The sequence below is a fragment of the Marinomonas sp. HM11-D genome, assembly GCF_057626615.1.
The window spans coordinates 44,321-62,744 of record NZ_JBMMKT010000017.1 but is presented as its reverse complement, the minus strand read 5'-3'; the positions used below and the strand labels follow the sequence as shown (position 1 = coordinate 62,744).

Below are 18,424 nucleotides of genomic sequence, written 5' to 3'. Positions count from 1 at the left end.
CTTAAACGTAAAAAAGCGGCTTGTTAGCCGCTTTTTTTGTGCCTGATGCTTTCTTAAAGAGAGGCTTAACAAACGCCTTAAAGGCTCAAGGACCAAAAGCTTGCTAGGATGGCAATGGTCACAATGCCGATAAAAACGTTCATTGGTAGGCCAATTCTTAAGAAGTCTGAAAACCGATAATTACCGGGCCCCATCACCATCAAGTTGGTTTGATAGCCTAGAGGCGTCGCGAAGCTGGCAGAGGCGGCCATCATAATCGCGAAAATATAGGGCTCAGGGTTTAAGTTGGCTTGGGCGGTGATTTCCAAAATCACCGGCAAGATCAAAATCGCGGCGGCATTGTTGGTGATCATCTCGGTCATAATCGACACGCTGATGTAGGTTAAAATCAGCAGTAGTAGGGCATCGCCGGCACTTAAATCAACAATGGCATGGGCAAGATATTCGCTGGCGCCAGTTTTCTGCAATGCACTGCCTAAGGCAAATGAGGCGGCAATGGTCAAATACACGCCTAGGTCGAGACTCTTCTCCGCTTGCTTGATGGATAGACAGCGAGTCACCAACATCACCCCCGCAGCGACCAAAGCGGCATTGAGCATCGAAGTAAAATTGAGGGCCGCAGTGGCGACTGCAGTACCTAGAATGAGCCAAGATAATGAGGCTTTGGTGTGATTAGGAATGTCCTGTTCAATATTATTAACCAGCAAGAAGTCCTTATTATATTGTTGGCGACTGACAAACGCTGGCCTAGCTTCGAGCAACAGGGTATCACCCGCTTGTAATTTGATATTGCCAAGGTTACTCGTCAGACGTTCACCGTTGCGTGCCACCGCCAACACGACGGCGCCATAGCGGTTACGAAACTGGGCATCACGGATATTGCTGCCGATGGCATCGCAGTGGGTGGAAACGACTACTTCTACCAGCACTCGACCGGCATGTGGGTCTTCTAACGAAGACTTTTCCAATTGTGCTGGGGCTTCTAGACCATGAATGCGCATTAGCTCGGTAATGCTTTGCGATTCACCGGTAAAAACTAAGCGATCACCGCCATAGAGAATCTCATCCGATGACACGGCGGACAGCACCGTATGACCACGCTCAATTTCAACAAGGTAGACCTGTTTTAAATCCCTTAATCCCGCTTGTTTCACACTTTTACCGACTAATGGACCTGCATGGCTGACGCACACTTCCAGCGTGAACTCGCGTAAGTTGGAGAACGGATTATGCTCTTGTCGATTCGGAAGCAAAACTGGCGCAAAGAAATACATAGCCACTAAGCCAAGCACGGCGACAGGCAGGCCGACTAGGGTAATATCAAATAAGCCAAAGCCCGCATTGCCTGTCAGACTCTGATATTGGCCGTTCACCACTAGATTGGTGCTGGTACCAATCAAGGTGAGTGTGCCACCCAAGATAGCAGCGTAACTCAACGGAATCAGTAGTTTAGACGGGGCAATCCCAGTTTTTTTGGACCAAGACACCAGTGCCGGGATCATGGTCGCTACCACTGGGGTGTTGTTTAAAAATGCACTGAGTGGCACCACGGGCAAAAAGACACGTACTAGGGCGCTTTTTAACGTACTCGGTTGGCCGAGTAGCTTATTGACCAATAGTTCAATACCACCGGAATGCTGAATACCAGCCGCGACGACAAACATGGCTGACACTGTAATCAGTCCGGAGTTGGAAAAACCTGCTAACGCCTCGGATGCATCCAGGATGCCTAACACACTGAGCAAGGTTAGGGCGCTCATCATGACAATATGAGGCTTAATGCTTGTCTTAATGAGTGTGATCAATACTGCTACGGTGAGCAGTGCGGTAAACCAGCCTTCCCATCCCATTGTTTGTTTCCTCCAATCTAAGAAGATGGCATGGTAGCAATGAATTCTTTATTTCTAAAAATAATATTAAATTGCTTTTATATATTTTTATGGAATTAAAAGTGAATGGATTGAGGGGGGGGATGAGAGCGCATATGGATGCGCTCTCGCGGTTATGATTATAGGTTTTCTTCGGCAAATTCCGCTAAGCGGCTACGTTCGATGCCGTTCACATGCATAATGCTGGTGTATTTAAACGCCTTACAGCGCTCCACTAGATAGGTTAGGCCTGAGGTAAGTGGGGTAATGTATTTGTTATCGATTTGCGCCAAGTTACCTAAGACAATGATCTTAGAGTTAGAACCCACACGCGTCACGATGGATTTCAATTGGAATTGGGTTAAACCTTGTGCCTCATCGACGATGATCAAGGCATTGTTGAACGAACGGCCGCGCATAAAGTTTAAGGATTTAAACTGGATGTTGGCTTTTTGTTTAACGTAATCAATGCTGCTCACGGCATGTTCGTCACTGCCATGCAGAATCTCCAAGTTGTCATCAAATGCTGCTAACCAGGGTGCCATTTTTTCTTCCTCGGTACCCGGTAAGAAGCCGATGTCTTCTGCCAAAGGTGGGGTAGAGCGGGCAACAATGATCTTATTAAAGCGTCTTTCTTCCATGGTCACATGCAGACCATAGGCCAGTGCTAGCAGGGTTTTACCAGAACCCGCTGGGCCAGTCATAATCATCATGTCACTGTTGTCATGACGCAATAGATAGAAGGCCATGGCCTGTTCAAGGTTGCGCGGCGTGATGCCCCAGAAAGACTGATGCATCAGGCTGGCGCGATTGATATCGATTAAGTAGACGTATTTATCATCGATGTTCACGACAAACCCTGTGAACTCTTCATCATCAATGACAAACATATTTAGGTAGAGTTCTTCTGGTAGCTCGGCTTTCTGGATTCGATGAACCGTATGCACCCCATGACTTTCGGTGTTCACATCGCTGATGCTATCCCAAAAGCGGCCTTCAACGGCAATGTAACCTTTGTTTAGTAGATCGACATCGTCGAGTACCTTGTCTTTACGATAGTCTTCGACGCGCTCAAGGCCCGAGCCCTTGGCTTTGATGCGCATATTGATGTCTTTGGTCACCAAGCAAGCACTGGCGCGAGGATTGGTAGCTTGTAGGCTCAGGGCTACGTTGATGATGCGGTTGTCGTTAGCGTGGTGGTGATTACCGTTTAAGAACGGCACGTTGTCAGTGTGGGTTATCTGTTGGTCTGGAAAGATCGCTAGGGTGCCATGGGCTTTGGCGACTTTTTCCGTTTCAGGACTATGAATAGGGACGCCTTCTTGAAGCTCTTTCGGAGAAGCATCATCGACGATTTTATCGATGATATTAATGGCTAAGCGCGCTTCGCGGCTGACGTCTTTATCTCTGCGATCTTTAATCTCATCCAACTCTTCGAGTACCGTCATCGGAATGACGACCTTGTGTTCCGCAAAGGCGTAGATGGCCATTGGGTCGTGAAGTAACACGTTGGTATCTAACACATAGATCTTTTCCATAGTACTTCTCTCCTCTACTTAGAGATAAATAATCCATTAGATCAGCTGGTGCATTATGAGAGGAATACGGCAAGGTGTGGCGTACGGCGAACGCGCGGTGTGGGAAGTAGGGCTGAGGTCTCTGAGTCATTAAGTATCACGCTTCCCATGTGGATGGAGGTGTTTCTTTGCGCCTTGTCGTTAAACTGCATTCACTAACATAAGGACTAGCAAACTCTGTATTACCTTGAGCATATTTTCAGTGTATGACAAAAATACGACGGCTGGGAAGAGGCGATAGAAAAATAATCTGGTGTCTTGATAGAGACATGAAAAACAAAAAAGCCCTTTAGGATGAAACCATAAAGGGCTTTTTGAACAATAAGTTAGACGTGCTATTAGTCGTCTAGGAAGCTACGTAGGTGCTCAGAACGGCTTGGGTGACGTAGTTTACGCAACGCCTTCGCCTCGATCTGACGGATACGCTCACGGGTGACGTCGAACTGCTTACCTACTTCTTCAAGTGTGTGGTCAGTGTTCATATCGATACCGAAACGCATACGCAATACTTTCGCTTCACGAGCGGTTAGGCCAGCAAGAACCATGGTCGTAGACTCTTTCAAGCCTTCGATTGTCGCGGTATCACTTGGTGATATTGCACCGTCGTCCTCGATGAAATCACCTAGGTGCGAATCTTCATCATCACCGATTGGTGTTTCCATAGAGATCGGTTCTTTAGCGATCTTCAGTACTTTACGGATCTTGTCTTCTGGCATGTCCATACGAACCGCCAATTCTTCTGGTGTCGCTTCACGACCCATTTCCTGCAGCATTTGACGAGAGATACGGTTCAACTTGTTGATCGTTTCAATCATGTGCACAGGAATACGGATGGTACGCGCTTGGTCAGCAATCGAACGTGTGATCGCCTGACGAATCCACCAAGTCGCGTACGTCGAGAACTTGTAACCACGACGGTATTCAAACTTATCAACCGCTTTCATCAGACCGATGTTACCTTCTTGGATCAAGTCCAAGAACTGTAGACCACGGTTGGTGTATTTCTTCGCGATCGAGATAACCAGACGTAGGTTGGCTTCCACCATTTCTTTCTTGGCACGACGCGCACGCGTCTCACCAATCGAAATACGACGGTTGATTTCTTTCAGTTCAGCAATCGACAAACCAGTGTCTTTTTCAATACCGCGTAGTTTACGCTGGCAACGCATAAATTCCGCTTCGTTGGCTTGTAGGCCTTCCGAGTAGCTTACGCCTGCGTCGATGCGTTCTTGAATCCAATTTGGGTTGGTTTCATTGTTCGGGAACAGCTTCAAGAACTCAGTACGTGGCATGTTGGCTTTACGTACACACAGTTGCATGATTAGACGTTCTTGCTCACGTAGTTTGTCCATACGTGTGCGAATGCGCTCGATTAGTTCATCAAAAATCTTTGGTGAAAGCTTGATTGGCGCAAACATAATGCTTAGCTCTTCTTGCTTCGCGGCCACTTCTGGGTGTTCACGGCCATGTTGCTCAAACAAGGCTGCAAGCTCGCGATGAGCACGACGAATCTCACCAAAACGTAGTGCTGTCTCTTCTGGATCTGGACCGCTTTCGGTTTCATTCTCTTCGCTGTCAGAGTCGCTTTCTTCATCGTCAGAATCAGAATCGTCTTCGCTTTCAGCGTCTTCGTCGACTTCAACTACCGTTTCTTCAAGCTCTTCAAAAACAGGCTCTTCGCCATCGCCATCGATGAAACCACTGAAGATATCGCTTAGGCGACCTTCTTCTTCTAGGGCTTTATCGTAGTTATCAAGCAGTACTTCTACGGCGCCTGGGTAGTATGACAACGCCGCCATGACTTCTCGTGTGCCTTCTTCGATGCGTTTCGCAATCGCGATCTCGCCGGCACGAGTCAGTAGTTCTACAGTACCCATTTCACGCATGTACATACGTACAGGGTCGGTGGTGCGGGTCACATCACCTTCTACAGCGGCTAGGGCTGCAGCAGCTTCTTCCGCTGCGTCGTCATCGGTAGAGTCGCCTTCTTCCATTAGAAGGCTTTCTTTATCAGGCGCGTATTCAGAAACCACGATGCCCATGTCGTTAATCATGGCAATGATTTCTTCAACCTGCTCTGGATCAGAAAGGTCATCAGGTAGATGGTCATTAACTTCCGCAAAAGTTAAGTAACCTTGTTCTTTACCTTTGGCGATCAGCTCTTTAAGACGTGACTGTTGAGTGTCTGGCATTCGACAACCTTCGTTTAGAAATTCGTTTGGGAGATTAGCAAGCCGCGTATTATAACAAAAACCTTGGATTTTATCCAGATATTCTCGTTTTTATTGGGTAATAATTAGTCAGAAATTATGACTTCTTTTTACGTAACTGTTCCATCAAAGCGCGCAGTTCTTGCTGTGTCTGAGGATTGTTAATGGCGTCATTGCCGCTGTTTTTCAAGCGCTGAATACTAGAATTTAATCCTAGGGCATCCGATTGAAGGGTGATCAGGTCAAGTACTTCCTGTTTCGCATTGCCAAGCTTCTGCTTGGTGGTGGCATCTGGGTGATTGAGCCATTCATAAACCGTATGCAGTAGTTCTTGATTACGTTCTTGGTATAAAAAGTGCCCAGCATTATGGGCTGGATGTTTGACAAAATAACGCCATACCCGACTAAAGGCTTGGCGTTCTGGCGTATCACCGGATAATAACGGGTCGGGCACGTCTACTTCTTGAGCAATGGCGGGGTGCATCAGCAAACATAAGGTGGCTTGGGCGATGCGTCCTAACTTGGGTTGCTGGGACAAGGGTGCAAACTGCTCGCGCTCATTGGACGGCCATTTACCTTTGCCCTTACCTTGCCATTTGCCCTGATCTTTTTTGCCCTTAAAGCCGCCTTTTTGACCAAAGCCTGATTTATTGCCTGAAGTAGATGTGTGTCCCTCATCAGGGTAGGGGGCGTAGCCTGCATCATCGTAGTCATGGGGGGCATAGCCATCGTCCATCTGATCATAACCGTAATCATCGTAATGCGGTTGATCAGAGCTTTGTGGTGCGTAGCTGCTGGGCTGCGAGTGATCATAGTGACGTACCACGGGAGCGTTGGCAGTGAGCGTCTCAGAGCTTAAGCCAGATTGTTCCGACAGCTGTTTGATCAGGAGTGAGCGTAGTGTGGCTTCGGCCGGAATGCTTTGAATTAAAGCCATAGCATTCTGGGTGAATTGGGCTTCGCCTTCTTCATCCGCTAACGTCACTAAAGAGCGGGCGTGCTCAAACAACACATGGGCCAGTGACGAGGAATCGTCTAACAGATTTAAGAAGCCTTCGGTGCCTTCTTTGCGCACTAAGGAATCTGGATCTTCCCCTTCTGGCAAGAATAAGAAACGTACCTGTTTGCCGTTTTGAATCACTGGCAGGGTGGCTTCTAAGCCACGGATCGCCGCCGCTCGACCGGCTTTATCGCCGTCAAAACACAGGGTGACTTTATCCACCAGCTTAAACAGCTTTTTAAAATGCTGGCTGTTGACCGAAGTGCCCAGGGTGGCTACCGCATTGGTGATGCCATATTGCGCCAGCACAATCACGTCCATATAGCCTTCGACCACGATGATATGGTCGAGAACCGTAGTATTTTGCTTGGCTTCATAGAGGCCATACAGTTCTAGGTTCTTATGAAAAACGGGGGTTTCCGGGGAGTTCAAGTACTTTGGCTTTTCGTCACCAAACGCTCGTCCACCAAAGGCAATTACGCGACCGCGGGCATCACGGATCGGGAACATAATACGATCACGGAAACGGTCGTAATAATGGCCCACTTGCTCTTTTTTCTCGATCAACATGCCGCCTTGCAGCAGCTGTTCTTGATGCTCGGCACGACTGCCCAGCTTTTTCAGAAGATTATCCCAACCTGGCGGGGCAAAGCCTAAACCATAGGTTTTGGCGATCTGGCCAGTTAAACCACGTTCATTAGCCAAGTAATGACGTGCTTTGTCCTTATGTGGGCTTTGGGTTAATTGCTCTTGGAAATAGGTTGCGCACTCGCTTAAACGTTTCAGGAGTTCGCTGTTTTGTTCATAACGATCCGGTACGCCTTGTTCACGTGGTACTTCCATACCGGCGTCTTTGGCCAGTACTTCAATGGCTTCAACGAAGTCGAGGTGGTCATGTTCCATTACAAAGGAAATGGCATTACCACCGGCACCACAGCCAAAGCAGTAGTAAAACTGTTTGTTTGGGTTGAGGCTGAAAGAAGGGGATTTTTCGTTATGAAACGGACAAAGAGCGGAGTAGTTTTGGCCGGTCTTTTTTAAGGTGATGCGAGACGCAACGACATCAGTGATGTCGGTACGAGCCAGTAGCTCATCAATAAATTGATCTGGAATGCGCCCCGCCATCGTCTATTAGCCTAGCAGTGCTTTAACTTGCTTACTCACTACAGACATATCGCCACGGCCTTGAACTTGCGGCTTAACAATGGCCATCACAGCACCCATTTGCTGCATGCCAGTTGCGCCTGTTTCAGCAATGGCTGCTTTGACGATATCCGTGATTTCTTCTTCGGTCAGTTGCTGCGGTAGGAATTCAGCAATCACTTCCATTTCGTTCTTTTCGATTTCTGCAAGGTCTTCACGGCCACCGTCAGTGAACTGTTGGAAAGAATCTTTACGCTGCTTAACCATCTTATCCAGAATTGCCAATACACGGTCGTCTTCAACTTCGATGCGTTCGTCTACTTCCACGCGTTTGATTTCTGCTTGGATGGAACGAATGATGGTAACACGCTCTTTTTCTTTCGCGCGCATAGCGGTTTTAAGGGTATCGGAAATTAGTTTTTTCAATTCTGACATGGTTGTCTTCCTTAGGAATGGGCAATCGTGTTATTGAAACAAAAAAAATCGGCTAGTTGTACAACTAGCCGATTTCTTATCGTAAAGCTTTTCAACTCTACTGCAATCGGTATTGCTTAAAATTAAGCAATCAGCAATTGCTTAGTACAGGCGTTGGAATTTCTTCTGTTCGCGAGATACTTTCTTAGCGTGACGCTTAACAGCTGCAGCTGCTGCGCGCTTACGTAGAGTAGTTGGTTTTTCGTAGCACTCACGGCGACGAACTTCAGCTAGGATGCCTGCTTTTTCGCAAGAACGCTTGAAGCGACGTAGTGCAATGTCAAATGGTTCGTTATCTTTAACTTTAACTGCTGGCATATCTATTTACCTATAAATAATTTAGTCGTTTGTATACACAAAACGGCGCGAATCATACCGATTTTTCAACATAAAATAAATTGGTACGAGCCGTAATGTGCGGCTTTCACAGTGTGTGTACCCAAATATTGTACAAAATTCTCTTTGGGTGCCCCTGACTTAGCGATCCTTAGCTCTAATTATAGAGTCTTATAAGGAGAGGGACGGGAAAAAATCACCTGCCTTTTAATTAAACGATCAAATCGGGCGGCATGGTACAGGAAATGATCGCCCCTGTCCAATGCTTTACCGAGCGATTGTGATTTCGGCGTGAATAGTACCTACGTTGTGTAAACAGTTTGAGGTACAATGCCCGCATTAGCGAACAGCGTAGGAATACCATGAAAGTTTTAGGCTTAGAGACCTCTTGTGACGAGACAGGTATCGCCATTTACGATACTGAAAAAGGTCTACTGACTCATAAGATCTACACTCAAATTGCACAGCATGCAGAATACGGCGGTGTGGTGCCAGAATTAGCATCGCGCGATCACGTGCGCAAAACCTTACCCTTGATCGACGAAGTGTTGGCCGACGCTAACCTGAAAAAGTCAGATTTGGATGCGGTGGCTTACACCTCGGGCCCAGGTCTAGTGGGCGCCTTGATGGCAGGTGCCACCATTGGTCGTTCGATGGCTTATTCCTTAGGCATTCCGGCCTTGGGCGTACATCATATGGAAGGTCACTTGTTGGCGCCTATGTTGGAAGAAAAACAGCCGAAAATGCCTTTTATTGCGCTCTTGGTATCCGGTGGTCATACCCAGCTGGTACGTGTCGACGCCATAGGTCAGTACAAGCTGTTAGGTCAGTCGCTGGACGATGCGGCCGGTGAAGCCTTTGATAAAGCCGCGAAGATGATTGGCTTACCTTACCCTGGTGGCCCTTACATCGCTAAGCTGGCGCAAAACGGTAACCCAGATGCGGGTATCAAGTTCCCACGCCCGATGACCGATCGCCCGGGCTTGGATTTCAGCTTCAGTGGTTTGAAAACAGCCTTTCTAACCGCGGTACACGATGCTTTGGATCGTGATGGTTTTGATGATCAATTCCAAGCGGACATTGCTTTGGCGTTTGAACAAGCCATCGTCGATACCTTGGTGATCAAGTGTCGTCGCGCCCTAGAGCAAGAAGGTCTAACGCAATTGATCATTGCGGGTGGCGTAAGTGCCAATAAGCGCCTACAAAGCCAGTTAGAAATTCAATTGGCGAAAATTAACTCGAGCGTGTTCTATGCCCGTCCTGAGTTTTGTACCGATAACGGCGCCATGATCGCCTACGCTGGTGCTCAACGTTTGTTGGCCGGTCAGCATTCGCCTTTAAATCTGTCGATCCGTGCTCGTTGGCCGTTGGCAGATTTGCCTGACATTAATGAGGAAGTATAAGCATGCAAGACATCGTGTTTATTGAAGGTCTGCACACTAAAGCGGTCATCGGTGTGTACGAATGGGAAAAGGTGATTTGGCAAGAATTGGTGTTTGATATTGAGATGGAACACGACAACCGTGTGCCAGCGGCCAATGATGACATCCATAAAACTCTGGATTACGAGGCCATTTCCAACGCCATTATCGGCTTCTGTAAAGAGCACCAGTTTGAGTTGATCGAAACCTTAGCAGAGCGCCTGTGTGCGGTATTAATTGATCGCTTTGGTTTGACCACCATTACGATGACGTTGCGTAAACCAGGCGCGGTGCCATCGGCCCGCGCTGTCGGTGTAAAGATTCGTCGTAGCGCCTAAGTTAGACTTTTAGCAGCAGCGGATTGTTCAGTCCTTCGAGGGCTTCAATTCGCGCTTGCTTTAACGCCTGCCCCAATTCAGCACCACTGAATCCTTGTTTAATCAACACCTGTGCATTGATTTTGGCAATGCCTGCGCGTAGCGCTAGCCAGTGTTTTTCTTCGGTTTGCGTTAAGTGGGCGAGAATGCTGACTAGTTTTTCAAATGGCTGTGGCTTTTTGATGGCTGCGACGCTGGTTAGCCAAGGCTCCCAAATGCTTGCCGCTAACGGCAGTTGATACGCTTCAATAAAGGCGCGACTTTGCTCGCTAAACCAGCAAAACTGATTCGGTGCGCGCAGGTGCGCGTTCAGCTCAGACAGATCCACAATCGGGGTGGCGGCGGTGATCAAACTCCAGCGACTGTGTTTGTCCCACTGTTTTGATAACACTTGAGCTTGATAGGCAAGTTTAGGAAACAGATGCACTAAAGCGCCGATTTCCTGCAACACATCGAAGTACACATGAGCGGTTGGGCTTTGAAGGGCATTCTCGGTTTCACGCCAGACGCGTTCTGGTGTCAGGCTGTCCAGTTCACCGGATTCAGCGATGGCGGTCATTAGGGCTTTGGTTTCCGGAGCGATGTGAAAACCGAAGTTGGCGAAGCGTGCCATAAAACGCGCCACGCGTAGCACACGCAGAGGGTCTTCGATAAAGGCTTCGGAAACATGGCGTAACACACGATCTTGTAAATCTTGCTGGCCATTAAATGGGTCGATCAACTGACCGTCTTCGCTTTTAGCGATGGCATTGATCGTTAGGTCGCGGCGTTCTAGGTCTTCTTCCAAGCGAATATCAGGGGCAAAGTCACAGATAAAGCCGGTGTAACCAACGCCTTGCTTACGCTCTTTGCGTGCTAATGCGTATTCTTCTTTGCTTTGCGGATGTAGAAAGACGGGGAATTGTTTGCCGACTTGTTGGTAGCCTTGGGCCAGCATTTGCTCAGGGGTAGCCCCTGTCACGACCCAATCTTTATCCTTTACGGCAAGGCCGAGCAGTTCATCGCGAACCGCTCCGCCCACCAAGTACACCGTGTGCGTAGCGTGCATTTAGCCTTGCTCACACTGATCTGGGTACATGGCGCTCCATTGGCTAAAGCCGCCATTCAAGGAATACACCTCGGCAAAACCTTGGCCGGCTAAAAACTCCGCCGCCCCTTTACTGCTGTTGCCATGGTAGCAGCAAACAATCACGGGAACGTCTTTATTAGTGCTGGCGATAAAGGCTTGAACATTGTCATTATTCAAGTTGATCGCAGAATTCATGTGGCTGGATTGAAAGCTCACTGCGTCGCGAATATCCACTACGACTGCGTTTTCAAGAATAGGAAGGGCGTCATTAATATCAATACAAGAATAAGTGCTCATGGTTCTCTCAGGCTAAGTTACAAGGAGTGCTGAAACGCTGGTTATCGTCCAGTCGCAGTGCCGTCAGGGCACCGCCCCACACACAACCGGTGTCCAAAGCATAAATATTGGCTGTGTTGGTAATGCCTTCAAGGGCCGCCCAGTGACCAAACACCACGCGGGTATCTTGTGGCAATTTACTTGGTTGTAAGAACCAAGGTGCGTAACCTTGACGGGCTGTCGCTGGGCCTTCTTTTGTTTTTAGGTCCAGTTTGCTGTCAGCACGGCAAAAGCGCATACGGGTCAGGTAATTAGTGATCGCTCGTAAGCGATCCATACCGGTTAAATCTTCTGACCATGCATCCGGTTTATTACCATACATGACCTGAAGAAATTCCTCTAGCTGGTCTGAACGTAGGACTTTTTCCACCTCGCCACTAAGGCGAATGGTTTGTTCAATGTCCCAGCAAGGGGGGACGCCGGCGTGAGTCATGATGACATTAAAGTCAGGATCGTAATGGCACAGCGGCTGTTGACGTAGCCATTCCATCAGCTCATCACGATCACTGGCTTGTAGGATATTCATCAGGGTATCGCCGCGCTTTAAGGTGGCAAAACCATGGGCCACGGCTAGCAAATGTAGGTCGTGATTACCGAGTACAACCTTGGCTTTATCGCCCAATGAACTGACAAAGCGTATGGTTTGCAGGCACTCGCTGCCGCGGTTGATCAGATCCCCAGCAAACCACAAGGTGTCTGCTTCAGGGTTGTATTGAATTTGCTCGAGCAATTTTAACAGTGGAGTAAAACAGCCCTGCAAGTCACCAATAACGTAGGTAGACATAGAAAACCTTAATGAACTTGATTAGGCACCGCTAAAGTGAAAGGCGCGATGGGAGCATCAAATTCAGTACCATCATCACTTAAAAAACGGTAGCTGCCATGCATGACGCCGACAACGGTTTCGAGCACGGTGCCACTGGAGTAATCGTATGATTCGCCCGGTGCTAAGTACGGGTATTCACCGACTACGCCAGCGCCTTTAACTTCCTGTACCTTCTCATTGCCATTGGTAATAACCCAATGGCGAGATAATAACTTTGCAGATTCCGTACCACAGTTGGTCATGGTGATGTGATAAGCAAACACATAACGATCGTCTTCAGGAGTCGATTGCTCCTCAAGGTACTGGGTACGGACGGTGACCACGATATCGTGCTCTGACTGCATGCTTAGTCCTTTTTACTCACATGATTGGCGATGTTAACAAAGTCTGCTACGTCTAAACGTTCTGGACGTAACGCTGGATCAATGCCCAAGGCAGCGAAGTCTTCGTCGTTTAACACGCCTTTGTAGTTATTGCGTAGAGTTTTACGACGCTGTTGGAAGCCAATACGCACCATGTCTTCTAGCATCTTCAGATCATTGGCAACAAATGGCAGTGTCTTATGTGGCACCATACGCACAATCGCCGAATCCACTTTCGGTGGCGGATCAAATGAGTCGGGACCCACGATAAACAGCGATTCTACGCGGCAGTAGTACTGTGCCATGACGCTCAAGCGGCCGTACAGGTTGTCACCTGGGCGCGCCGCTAAGCGATCGACCACTTCTTTTTGCAACATAAAGTGCATGTCATCGATTTTCTCGGCAAAGCTCAGTAGATGGAAAATCAATGGTGTGGAAATGTTGTACGGTAGGTTACCGACTACACGAATGTTGCCTTCGGTCGCTAGGCTTTCAAAGTCGAACTTCATCGCGTCGGCTTCGTGCACATTCAATTCAGGGTAACGGAATAAATTGACGCGTAAGATCGGAATCAAATCGCGGTCAAGCTCCACCACATCCATGCGTTTGGTGACACTGATAATGCCTTCCGTTAGGGCACCTTTACCAGGGCCGATCTCAACGATGCGCTGGCCTTCTTTCGGTGCGATACAAGCCACGATACGGCGGATAATACCCATATCATGAAGGAAGTTTTGACCAAAGCGTTTACGGGCTTTGTGGGGATGTGATTTGCTCATTTAATGTCTTTTTCGGGCGTTAGTTGCCATGGTGATGGCATTTTCAATGGCAACCTTTAAGCTGCCATCACTCGCTTGTCCGGTTCCCGCTAGATCGAGAGCCGTTCCGTGATCAACGGAAGTTCGGATAATCGGTAGGCCAAGGGTGATGTTCACCGCATTGCCAAAACCAGAGTATTTTAACACAGGCAGGCCTTGATCGTGATACATGGCCAGCACACAGTCCGCTTGCTGTAAGTATTTATTCTGGAACAAGGTGTCTGCCGGCAAAGGGCCGATCAGTTGGATGCCTTCTTGGCGAAGTTCTTCAAGCGTCGGGTTGATGATCTCGATTTCTTCACGGCCAAGATGACCATCTTCACCCGCGTGTGGGTTTAGACCGCACACTAGAATGCGTGGTTCGTCACAACCAAAGCGTGTCTTTAGGTCGTGATGCAAAGCGCGGGTGACGGTCTTAATCGTCTCTGGTGTGATCGCAGCTGGGATGTCTTTCAGAGGTAGGTGAGTGGTGACTAGCGCCACACGCATGGCTTGGCTGGCTAACATCATGACCACTTGCGGGCTATTGCACAGATCTTGGAAAAACTCCGTATGTCCTGAAAAATGCACCCCCGTTTCACACAATACACCTTTGTGTACTGGTGGGGTGACCACCGCATCAAAGTCGCCGTCTAGGCAACCTTGACCGGTGATGCGAAGTGTTTCGAGCACGTAAGGGGCATTCGCCACATCAAGCTTGCCGCACTGAACTTCAGCACTTAACGGTGTTGGTAGGATTTGCACCTGACCAGCTTGATGTTCTGTGATCTCCGTAAGGTTGTTGCAGACCTTAATCTCCAGTGACAGACCTAGCTGCTCAGCACGCTTTCGGAACAGCTCAGGGTCTCCAACCACCACCAGCTGAGCAGCAAAGGAAGATTGCAGCGCAGAAAGAATAATATCTGGGCCGATACCAGCAGGTTCACCGGAAGTGATAGCAATACGTGGACTCACGTTGTTCTCCTAAAACTTACTCGCCTTTACGATCAATAAAGGCATCTGCACGCAGTTCTGATAGCCAGTTGTCCAGTACAAAGTCCTGTTTCTGAGCCATGATGGCACGTTCTGCGTTGCGGCGTTTCACTTGATCACTGATGTCGTTCTGACGACGGCCATCTACTTCTAGGATGTGCCAACCAAATTGTGAACGGAATGGCTGGCTGATACGGCCTACCGCAGTTTCGTTCATCTTGGCTTCAAACTCAGGCACCATGGTGCCAGGTGTGACCCAACCTAGATCACCGCCTTGTAGCGTTGAACCTTGGTCTTCACTGTATTCACGGGCAATGTTGGCAAACTGTGCGCCATTTTGCAGACGGCGGTAAAGCTGGTCGGCCAAGGCTTTGGTTTGCTCATCATTACGAATTTCGTTTGGACGCAGCAATAGGTGGCTGACTTTGGTTTGCTGTTGCAATGCCACTTCTTGCGAGCGTTTTTCCACTACCCAAAGCAAGTGGAAGCCCGCATTACTTTGTAGTGGGCCAATCAATGTGCCTTGAGTTTGTGCATTGATTGCTTGGGTAAATAAGCGTGGTAGCTCGTTCGCTTTACGCCAGCCTAGATCGCCACCTTGGATGGCGAATTGGCCTTCAGAGTTCGCAATGGCTTGGTTGATAAAGTCCTGCTCAGTGCTAATTTGACGGGCAATGTTGTCAATTTTACTGCGCGCTTCGGCGACGTCCGCGGCACGGACAACGATGTGACGTAGACGGAATTCTGCTTGGTTTTGACCATTCGCCACTTGCGCTTGTTGGTAATCATCGATTTCTTGTTCGGTCACAGAAATACGCGATTGAGCCACTTGCTGGCGTGCTTTACTGATCAGAATTTCGTTTTCAATTTGCTGGCGGTAGGTGTTGTAGTTCACTCCTTGGCCAGCCAGCATGCGTTTTAAACCTTCAAGATCGGTATTGAAGTTGGTGGCAACCGTCATGATCGCTTGGTCAACTTCTTGTGAGCTGGCGCGAATGCCTTGCTTGCGGGCGTAGTTGACTTGCAGGGCTTCGTCGATCAGTTGCGTTACGATTTGGCGATGAATAGTGCTGGTTAAAACACCTCCAGGCACACGGTCTTTCACCACTTGGAAACGCGCCTTGACATCGCTATCCAAAATTGGACGCGAGTCTACAATAGCTGCTAGGCCGTCAATTTTTACTGGCTCAGCCAATACTGGAGTTGCGGTCCATACTGCGGAAGTCACTAACAGTGAGCAAATAAGCTTCTTATACATCATTAATATCCGACCTTGCCTTGGTTCCAGTAGTCGTCCGCGATGGTGTCGATGTCCGAGTTGGTGCGACCCACGCCACTTAAACTACGTAAAATAAATTGTAAGAAAACACCTTCGTCAAATAGGCCATCGTTGTCACGCCAGCGTTGATAACTGAAAGTGGTTTTAATACAGCAGTTTTCATAGCCAAATCCTTCCACTTGAGCGGTCTGCTCGCGATCAACCCAGTCGTAGGATTGCTGGTGGAAGAAATGCCAGTTGTCATTAATTGGGATGATGGTGCCAAAGCTCGATTGCTTGGTCATCTCATCTTCATTGTCATCGTATAGGTATGAGAAACTAAGATTGAACACAAAGCCACTGTCGGGAGCGTATTTCAGTGCACTTTGCGCAAGATCTACACGATCTTCATCAAAATCATAGTTAAAGTGGTTCGCTAGGGTGAAGTCATCACCGTTGTAAGACGCTGTGGTCAGTACCGCACTGTGGGCGCTGTCATCGACGACATCGCCGGTGTCACCATCAATACCGACTTTACGATCTTTTAAGTAGAAGACCTGGCCCCCTTGTAGGGTCCAGCGGTTGACGTTGTTGTCATCGTAAATGCGACTTTCTAAACCTAACGCTACCTGCTCGGTATCACCGATACGGTCGTTACCACTGAAGCGACGATGGGAAAAGGCTTGCGCATAGGTCATTTCCATCTGGTTGGCATCAAAGTCAGGGATGTCCGACTGCTCCTCATAGGGCGCATACAGGTAGCTCATTTGTGGCTCAAGGGTTTGACGCCAATTGCCATTGAAGCGACGCTCGAACACTACGCTGGTATCAAGGTAGTAAGACAGGTGGTTCACGCTGGCGCGGTTATTTTGGTCCGCATCGTAATCGTGCAGTTGATAATCACGGTATTGGTGCAGCATACCAGCGGTCAGCTCGCCCCATTGATTACCAAAACTGGCGTTAAAGTCTTGGTTCAATACCGCACGCTGGCCGTCTTGCCCTTCTTGATCTGGCTCGAAGAAGTCGGTGAACTCAATATCCGGGCGGTAGCTGTATCGGGTATCGGCAAAGCGATACGACGCGCTAATACGAGGTAGCCATTCTAACGGCTTGTCTTCCGCAGGATCCGGGGTTTGGAAGCGACGCACCTGAACATTCGAGCTGAAGTTGCCTAAGTTGTAATTGGCATATCCACGACGCTCGTAGTTGTCTTCTTCTTGAATACTGGTGTTGTTAACTTCCGGAACACGGTTGTCCGTTGGGTTATCTTCTAAGTAGGCACCGACACCGAAGTTGTTAGTGAGACGCTGATCGGTGGTGAATTTACGCAGCGTCGCTTCATCACCGTTTTCATCGTAAAAAGTAGACTGCTCAAACTGGGTTTCGCCATAACGACTCAGGTGACGTAATTCAATGTCGATCCCTTGGCCATTCTGATCCTTGTCTTCTTGATCGGATTCACCGATAGGCAAGACGAGGTTGGGCGTGATGGTCGCATCGTACTCTGGCGCAAGGTTGAGATAGTAGGGCGCGGACAGGGTTAAGCTTTTGCCACTGATGCCAAAACTTGGGAACAAAAAGCCTGATTGACGTCGTGTATCCAATGGGAAGCGTAGCCAAGGGAAGTAAAAAACAGGCACATCGTGAATGCGAATCTGGACATGCTTGGCGGTGCCAAAACCACTGTCTGGATTTAACTCGATACTAGAACCGTACAGTTGCCAGCTGTTTTCGCCCGGTTCACAGGTTGTGTAGAAGCCCTCTTTGATAAAGATTAGGCCATCTTTGGTACGGGAAATTTCTCCGGCTTCACCACGGATACGGCTTTTGTGAGATAGGAACTTGGCATTATCGAATTGGGCGGTTTGGTTACCGTCCATGGAGCTGATGTAGGCATTGTCACTACGAATTAGCTGTCCGTCAGCCCGTAGCGATACGTCGCCTTTAGCTTCATAGTATTCACCAGGTACCCCTTTAATCGAGTCAGCATCCAACTGCGACAAGGGCTGGCGCAACGTCGCTGCACCGTCCATAAACAGAGTGCCTTGTTCATCCCGATAGATCATATCGGCCAGTAAGTGAGTGTTTTCACCATCAATCACCTGCCAGCTGTCGACGTAAGCGCCACGGCAGTATTGGCTTAGGGTTGCCTGCTGGGCGTCGCTAAGCGATTCCCTTGGTACCCAATCCCACTCATTTGCCTGAGCCATAGGCAAGATGAAAAGACTTTGAAATAATAGCGCGTAAGAGCGTAAATGCTTTGGCATGCGGAGTATACTAAATCTCTATTACGTGCTAGCGCGATCAACGGCGCGGCACATGTCGGTCCATATTGTCGACAAATAATAATCTATGCGCCCCCTAGGGGGCTACCGAT

General features: G+C 48.6%; 16 protein-coding genes. 2 read left to right on the top strand and 14 right to left on the bottom strand.

All coding sequences use genetic code 11. From position 1 onward, the window contains the following. Positions 1-77: 77 nt before the first annotated feature. The 6 genes from ACOSVP_RS17040 to rpsU form a co-directional block, all read right to left on the bottom strand. Positions 78-1,850, bottom strand: coding sequence for an SLC13 family permease (locus ACOSVP_RS17040; protein WP_487348679.1), 1,773 nt, complete (start codon positions 1,848-1,850; stop codon positions 78-80). Between the two features lie 158 nt (positions 1,851-2,008). Next, the gene (locus ACOSVP_RS17035) at positions 2,009-3,406 is read right to left on the bottom strand and encodes a PhoH family protein (RefSeq protein ID WP_487348678.1); all 1,398 of its coding nucleotides are present in this window, start codon (positions 3,404-3,406) and stop codon (positions 2,009-2,011) included. Between the two features lie 377 nt (positions 3,407-3,783). Next, positions 3,784-5,637, bottom strand: a complete 1,854-nt coding sequence (gene rpoD / locus ACOSVP_RS17030; RefSeq protein WP_487348677.1) for an RNA polymerase sigma factor RpoD — start codon at positions 5,635-5,637, stop codon at positions 3,784-3,786. A 115-nt stretch (positions 5,638-5,752) separates the two neighbouring features. Beyond that, the gene (gene dnaG / locus ACOSVP_RS17025) at positions 5,753-7,780 is read right to left on the bottom strand and encodes a DNA primase (protein WP_487348676.1); all 2,028 of its coding nucleotides are present in this window, start codon (positions 7,778-7,780) and stop codon (positions 5,753-5,755) included. 6 nt (positions 7,781-7,786) lie between these two features. Further along, positions 7,787-8,233, bottom strand: coding sequence for a GatB/YqeY domain-containing protein (locus ACOSVP_RS17020; RefSeq protein ID WP_487348675.1), 447 nt, complete (start codon positions 8,231-8,233; stop codon positions 7,787-7,789). 141 nt (positions 8,234-8,374) lie between these two features. Next, positions 8,375-8,590, bottom strand: coding sequence for a 30S ribosomal protein S21 (gene rpsU, locus ACOSVP_RS17015; RefSeq protein WP_055463821.1), 216 nt, complete (start codon positions 8,588-8,590; stop codon positions 8,375-8,377). A 380-nt stretch (positions 8,591-8,970) separates the two neighbouring features. On the opposite strand from rpsU, the gene tsaD reads away from it, so the two are divergent. Then, positions 8,971-10,011 (top strand): tRNA (adenosine(37)-N6)-threonylcarbamoyltransferase complex transferase subunit TsaD, encoded by a 1,041-nt coding sequence (gene tsaD, locus ACOSVP_RS17010; RefSeq protein WP_487348674.1) that lies wholly within the window; start codon positions 8,971-8,973, stop codon positions 10,009-10,011. A gap of 2 nt (positions 10,012-10,013) precedes the next feature. Continuing rightward, positions 10,014-10,367 (top strand): dihydroneopterin aldolase, encoded by a 354-nt coding sequence (gene folB / locus ACOSVP_RS17005; RefSeq protein WP_487348673.1) that lies wholly within the window; start codon positions 10,014-10,016, stop codon positions 10,365-10,367. Between the two features lies 1 nt (position 10,368). On the opposite strand, the gene ACOSVP_RS17000 is transcribed toward folB, so the two are convergent. From ACOSVP_RS17000 to ACOSVP_RS16965, 8 genes are read right to left on the bottom strand one after another with little or no spacing between them, the layout of a single operon-like run. Continuing rightward, positions 10,369-11,454: a tRNA nucleotidyltransferase/poly(A) polymerase-related protein gene (locus tag ACOSVP_RS17000; RefSeq protein WP_487348672.1), complete on the bottom strand. Its 1,086-nt coding sequence runs from the start codon at positions 11,452-11,454 to the stop codon at positions 10,369-10,371. Continuing rightward, positions 11,455-11,772 (bottom strand): thiosulfate sulfurtransferase GlpE, encoded by a 318-nt coding sequence (glpE, locus tag ACOSVP_RS16995; RefSeq protein ID WP_487348671.1) that lies wholly within the window; start codon positions 11,770-11,772, stop codon positions 11,455-11,457. 7 nt (positions 11,773-11,779) lie between these two features. Then, entirely contained in the window at positions 11,780-12,595 is an 816-nt protein-coding gene (locus tag ACOSVP_RS16990; RefSeq protein ID WP_487348670.1) for a symmetrical bis(5'-nucleosyl)-tetraphosphatase, read from the bottom strand. Between the two features lie 8 nt (positions 12,596-12,603). After that, positions 12,604-12,981, bottom strand: a complete 378-nt coding sequence (apaG, locus tag ACOSVP_RS16985) for a Co2+/Mg2+ efflux protein ApaG (protein WP_487348669.1) — start codon at positions 12,979-12,981, stop codon at positions 12,604-12,606. A 2-nt stretch (positions 12,982-12,983) separates the two neighbouring features. After that, the gene (gene rsmA / locus ACOSVP_RS16980) at positions 12,984-13,778 is read right to left on the bottom strand and encodes a 16S rRNA (adenine(1518)-N(6)/adenine(1519)-N(6))-dimethyltransferase RsmA (protein ID WP_487348668.1); all 795 of its coding nucleotides are present in this window, start codon (positions 13,776-13,778) and stop codon (positions 12,984-12,986) included. Beyond that, complete coding sequence (gene pdxA, locus ACOSVP_RS16975; RefSeq protein ID WP_487348667.1) at positions 13,779-14,771, bottom strand: 4-hydroxythreonine-4-phosphate dehydrogenase PdxA; 993 nt, start codon at positions 14,769-14,771, stop codon at positions 13,779-13,781. A gap of 16 nt (positions 14,772-14,787) precedes the next feature. After that, positions 14,788-16,050, bottom strand: a complete 1,263-nt coding sequence (locus ACOSVP_RS16970; RefSeq protein WP_487348666.1) for a peptidylprolyl isomerase — start codon at positions 16,048-16,050, stop codon at positions 14,788-14,790. Beyond that, positions 16,050-18,314 carry an LPS-assembly protein LptD gene (locus tag ACOSVP_RS16965; protein ID WP_487348665.1) on the bottom strand — a complete coding sequence of 755 codons (2,265 nt, stop codon included), beginning with the start codon at positions 18,312-18,314 and terminating at the stop codon, positions 16,050-16,052. The genes ACOSVP_RS16970 and ACOSVP_RS16965 overlap by 1 nt, the downstream gene beginning before the upstream one ends. Between the last annotated feature and the right edge of the window lie 110 nt (positions 18,315-18,424).

Bases quoted from the DNA above. Each gene is read 5' to 3' on its own strand.
- ACOSVP_RS17035 (WP_487348678.1), bottom strand. From the start codon at position 3,406: ATGGAAAAGATCTATGTGTTAGATACCAACGTGTTACTTCACGACCCA.
- apaG (WP_487348669.1), bottom strand. From the start codon at position 12,981: ATGCAGTCAGAGCACGATATCGTGGTCACCGTCCGTACCCAGTACCTT.
- rpoD (WP_487348677.1), bottom strand. From the start codon at position 5,637: ATGCCAGACACTCAACAGTCACGTCTTAAAGAGCTGATCGCCAAAGGT.
- ACOSVP_RS17020 (WP_487348675.1), bottom strand. From the start codon at position 8,233: ATGTCAGAATTGAAAAAACTAATTTCCGATACCCTTAAAACCGCTATG.
- ACOSVP_RS16990 (WP_487348670.1), bottom strand. From the start codon at position 12,595: ATGTCTACCTACGTTATTGGTGACTTGCAGGGCTGTTTTACTCCACTG.
- tsaD (WP_487348674.1), top strand. From the start codon at position 8,971: ATGAAAGTTTTAGGCTTAGAGACCTCTTGTGACGAGACAGGTATCGCC.
- rsmA (WP_487348668.1), bottom strand. From the start codon at position 13,778: ATGAGCAAATCACATCCCCACAAAGCCCGTAAACGCTTTGGTCAAAAC.
- folB (WP_487348673.1), top strand. From the start codon at position 10,014: ATGCAAGACATCGTGTTTATTGAAGGTCTGCACACTAAAGCGGTCATC.
- dnaG (WP_487348676.1), bottom strand. From the start codon at position 7,780: ATGGCGGGGCGCATTCCAGATCAATTTATTGATGAGCTACTGGCTCGT.
- ACOSVP_RS17040 (WP_487348679.1), bottom strand. From the start codon at position 1,850: ATGGGATGGGAAGGCTGGTTTACCGCACTGCTCACCGTAGCAGTATTG.
- glpE (WP_487348671.1), bottom strand. From the start codon at position 11,772: ATGAGCACTTATTCTTGTATTGATATTAATGACGCCCTTCCTATTCTT.
- ACOSVP_RS17000 (WP_487348672.1), bottom strand. From the start codon at position 11,454: ATGCACGCTACGCACACGGTGTACTTGGTGGGCGGAGCGGTTCGCGAT.
- rpsU (WP_055463821.1), bottom strand. From the start codon at position 8,590: ATGCCAGCAGTTAAAGTTAAAGATAACGAACCATTTGACATTGCACTA.
- ACOSVP_RS16965 (WP_487348665.1), bottom strand. From the start codon at position 18,314: ATGCCAAAGCATTTACGCTCTTACGCGCTATTATTTCAAAGTCTTTTC.
- ACOSVP_RS16970 (WP_487348666.1), bottom strand. From the start codon at position 16,050: ATGATGTATAAGAAGCTTATTTGCTCACTGTTAGTGACTTCCGCAGTA.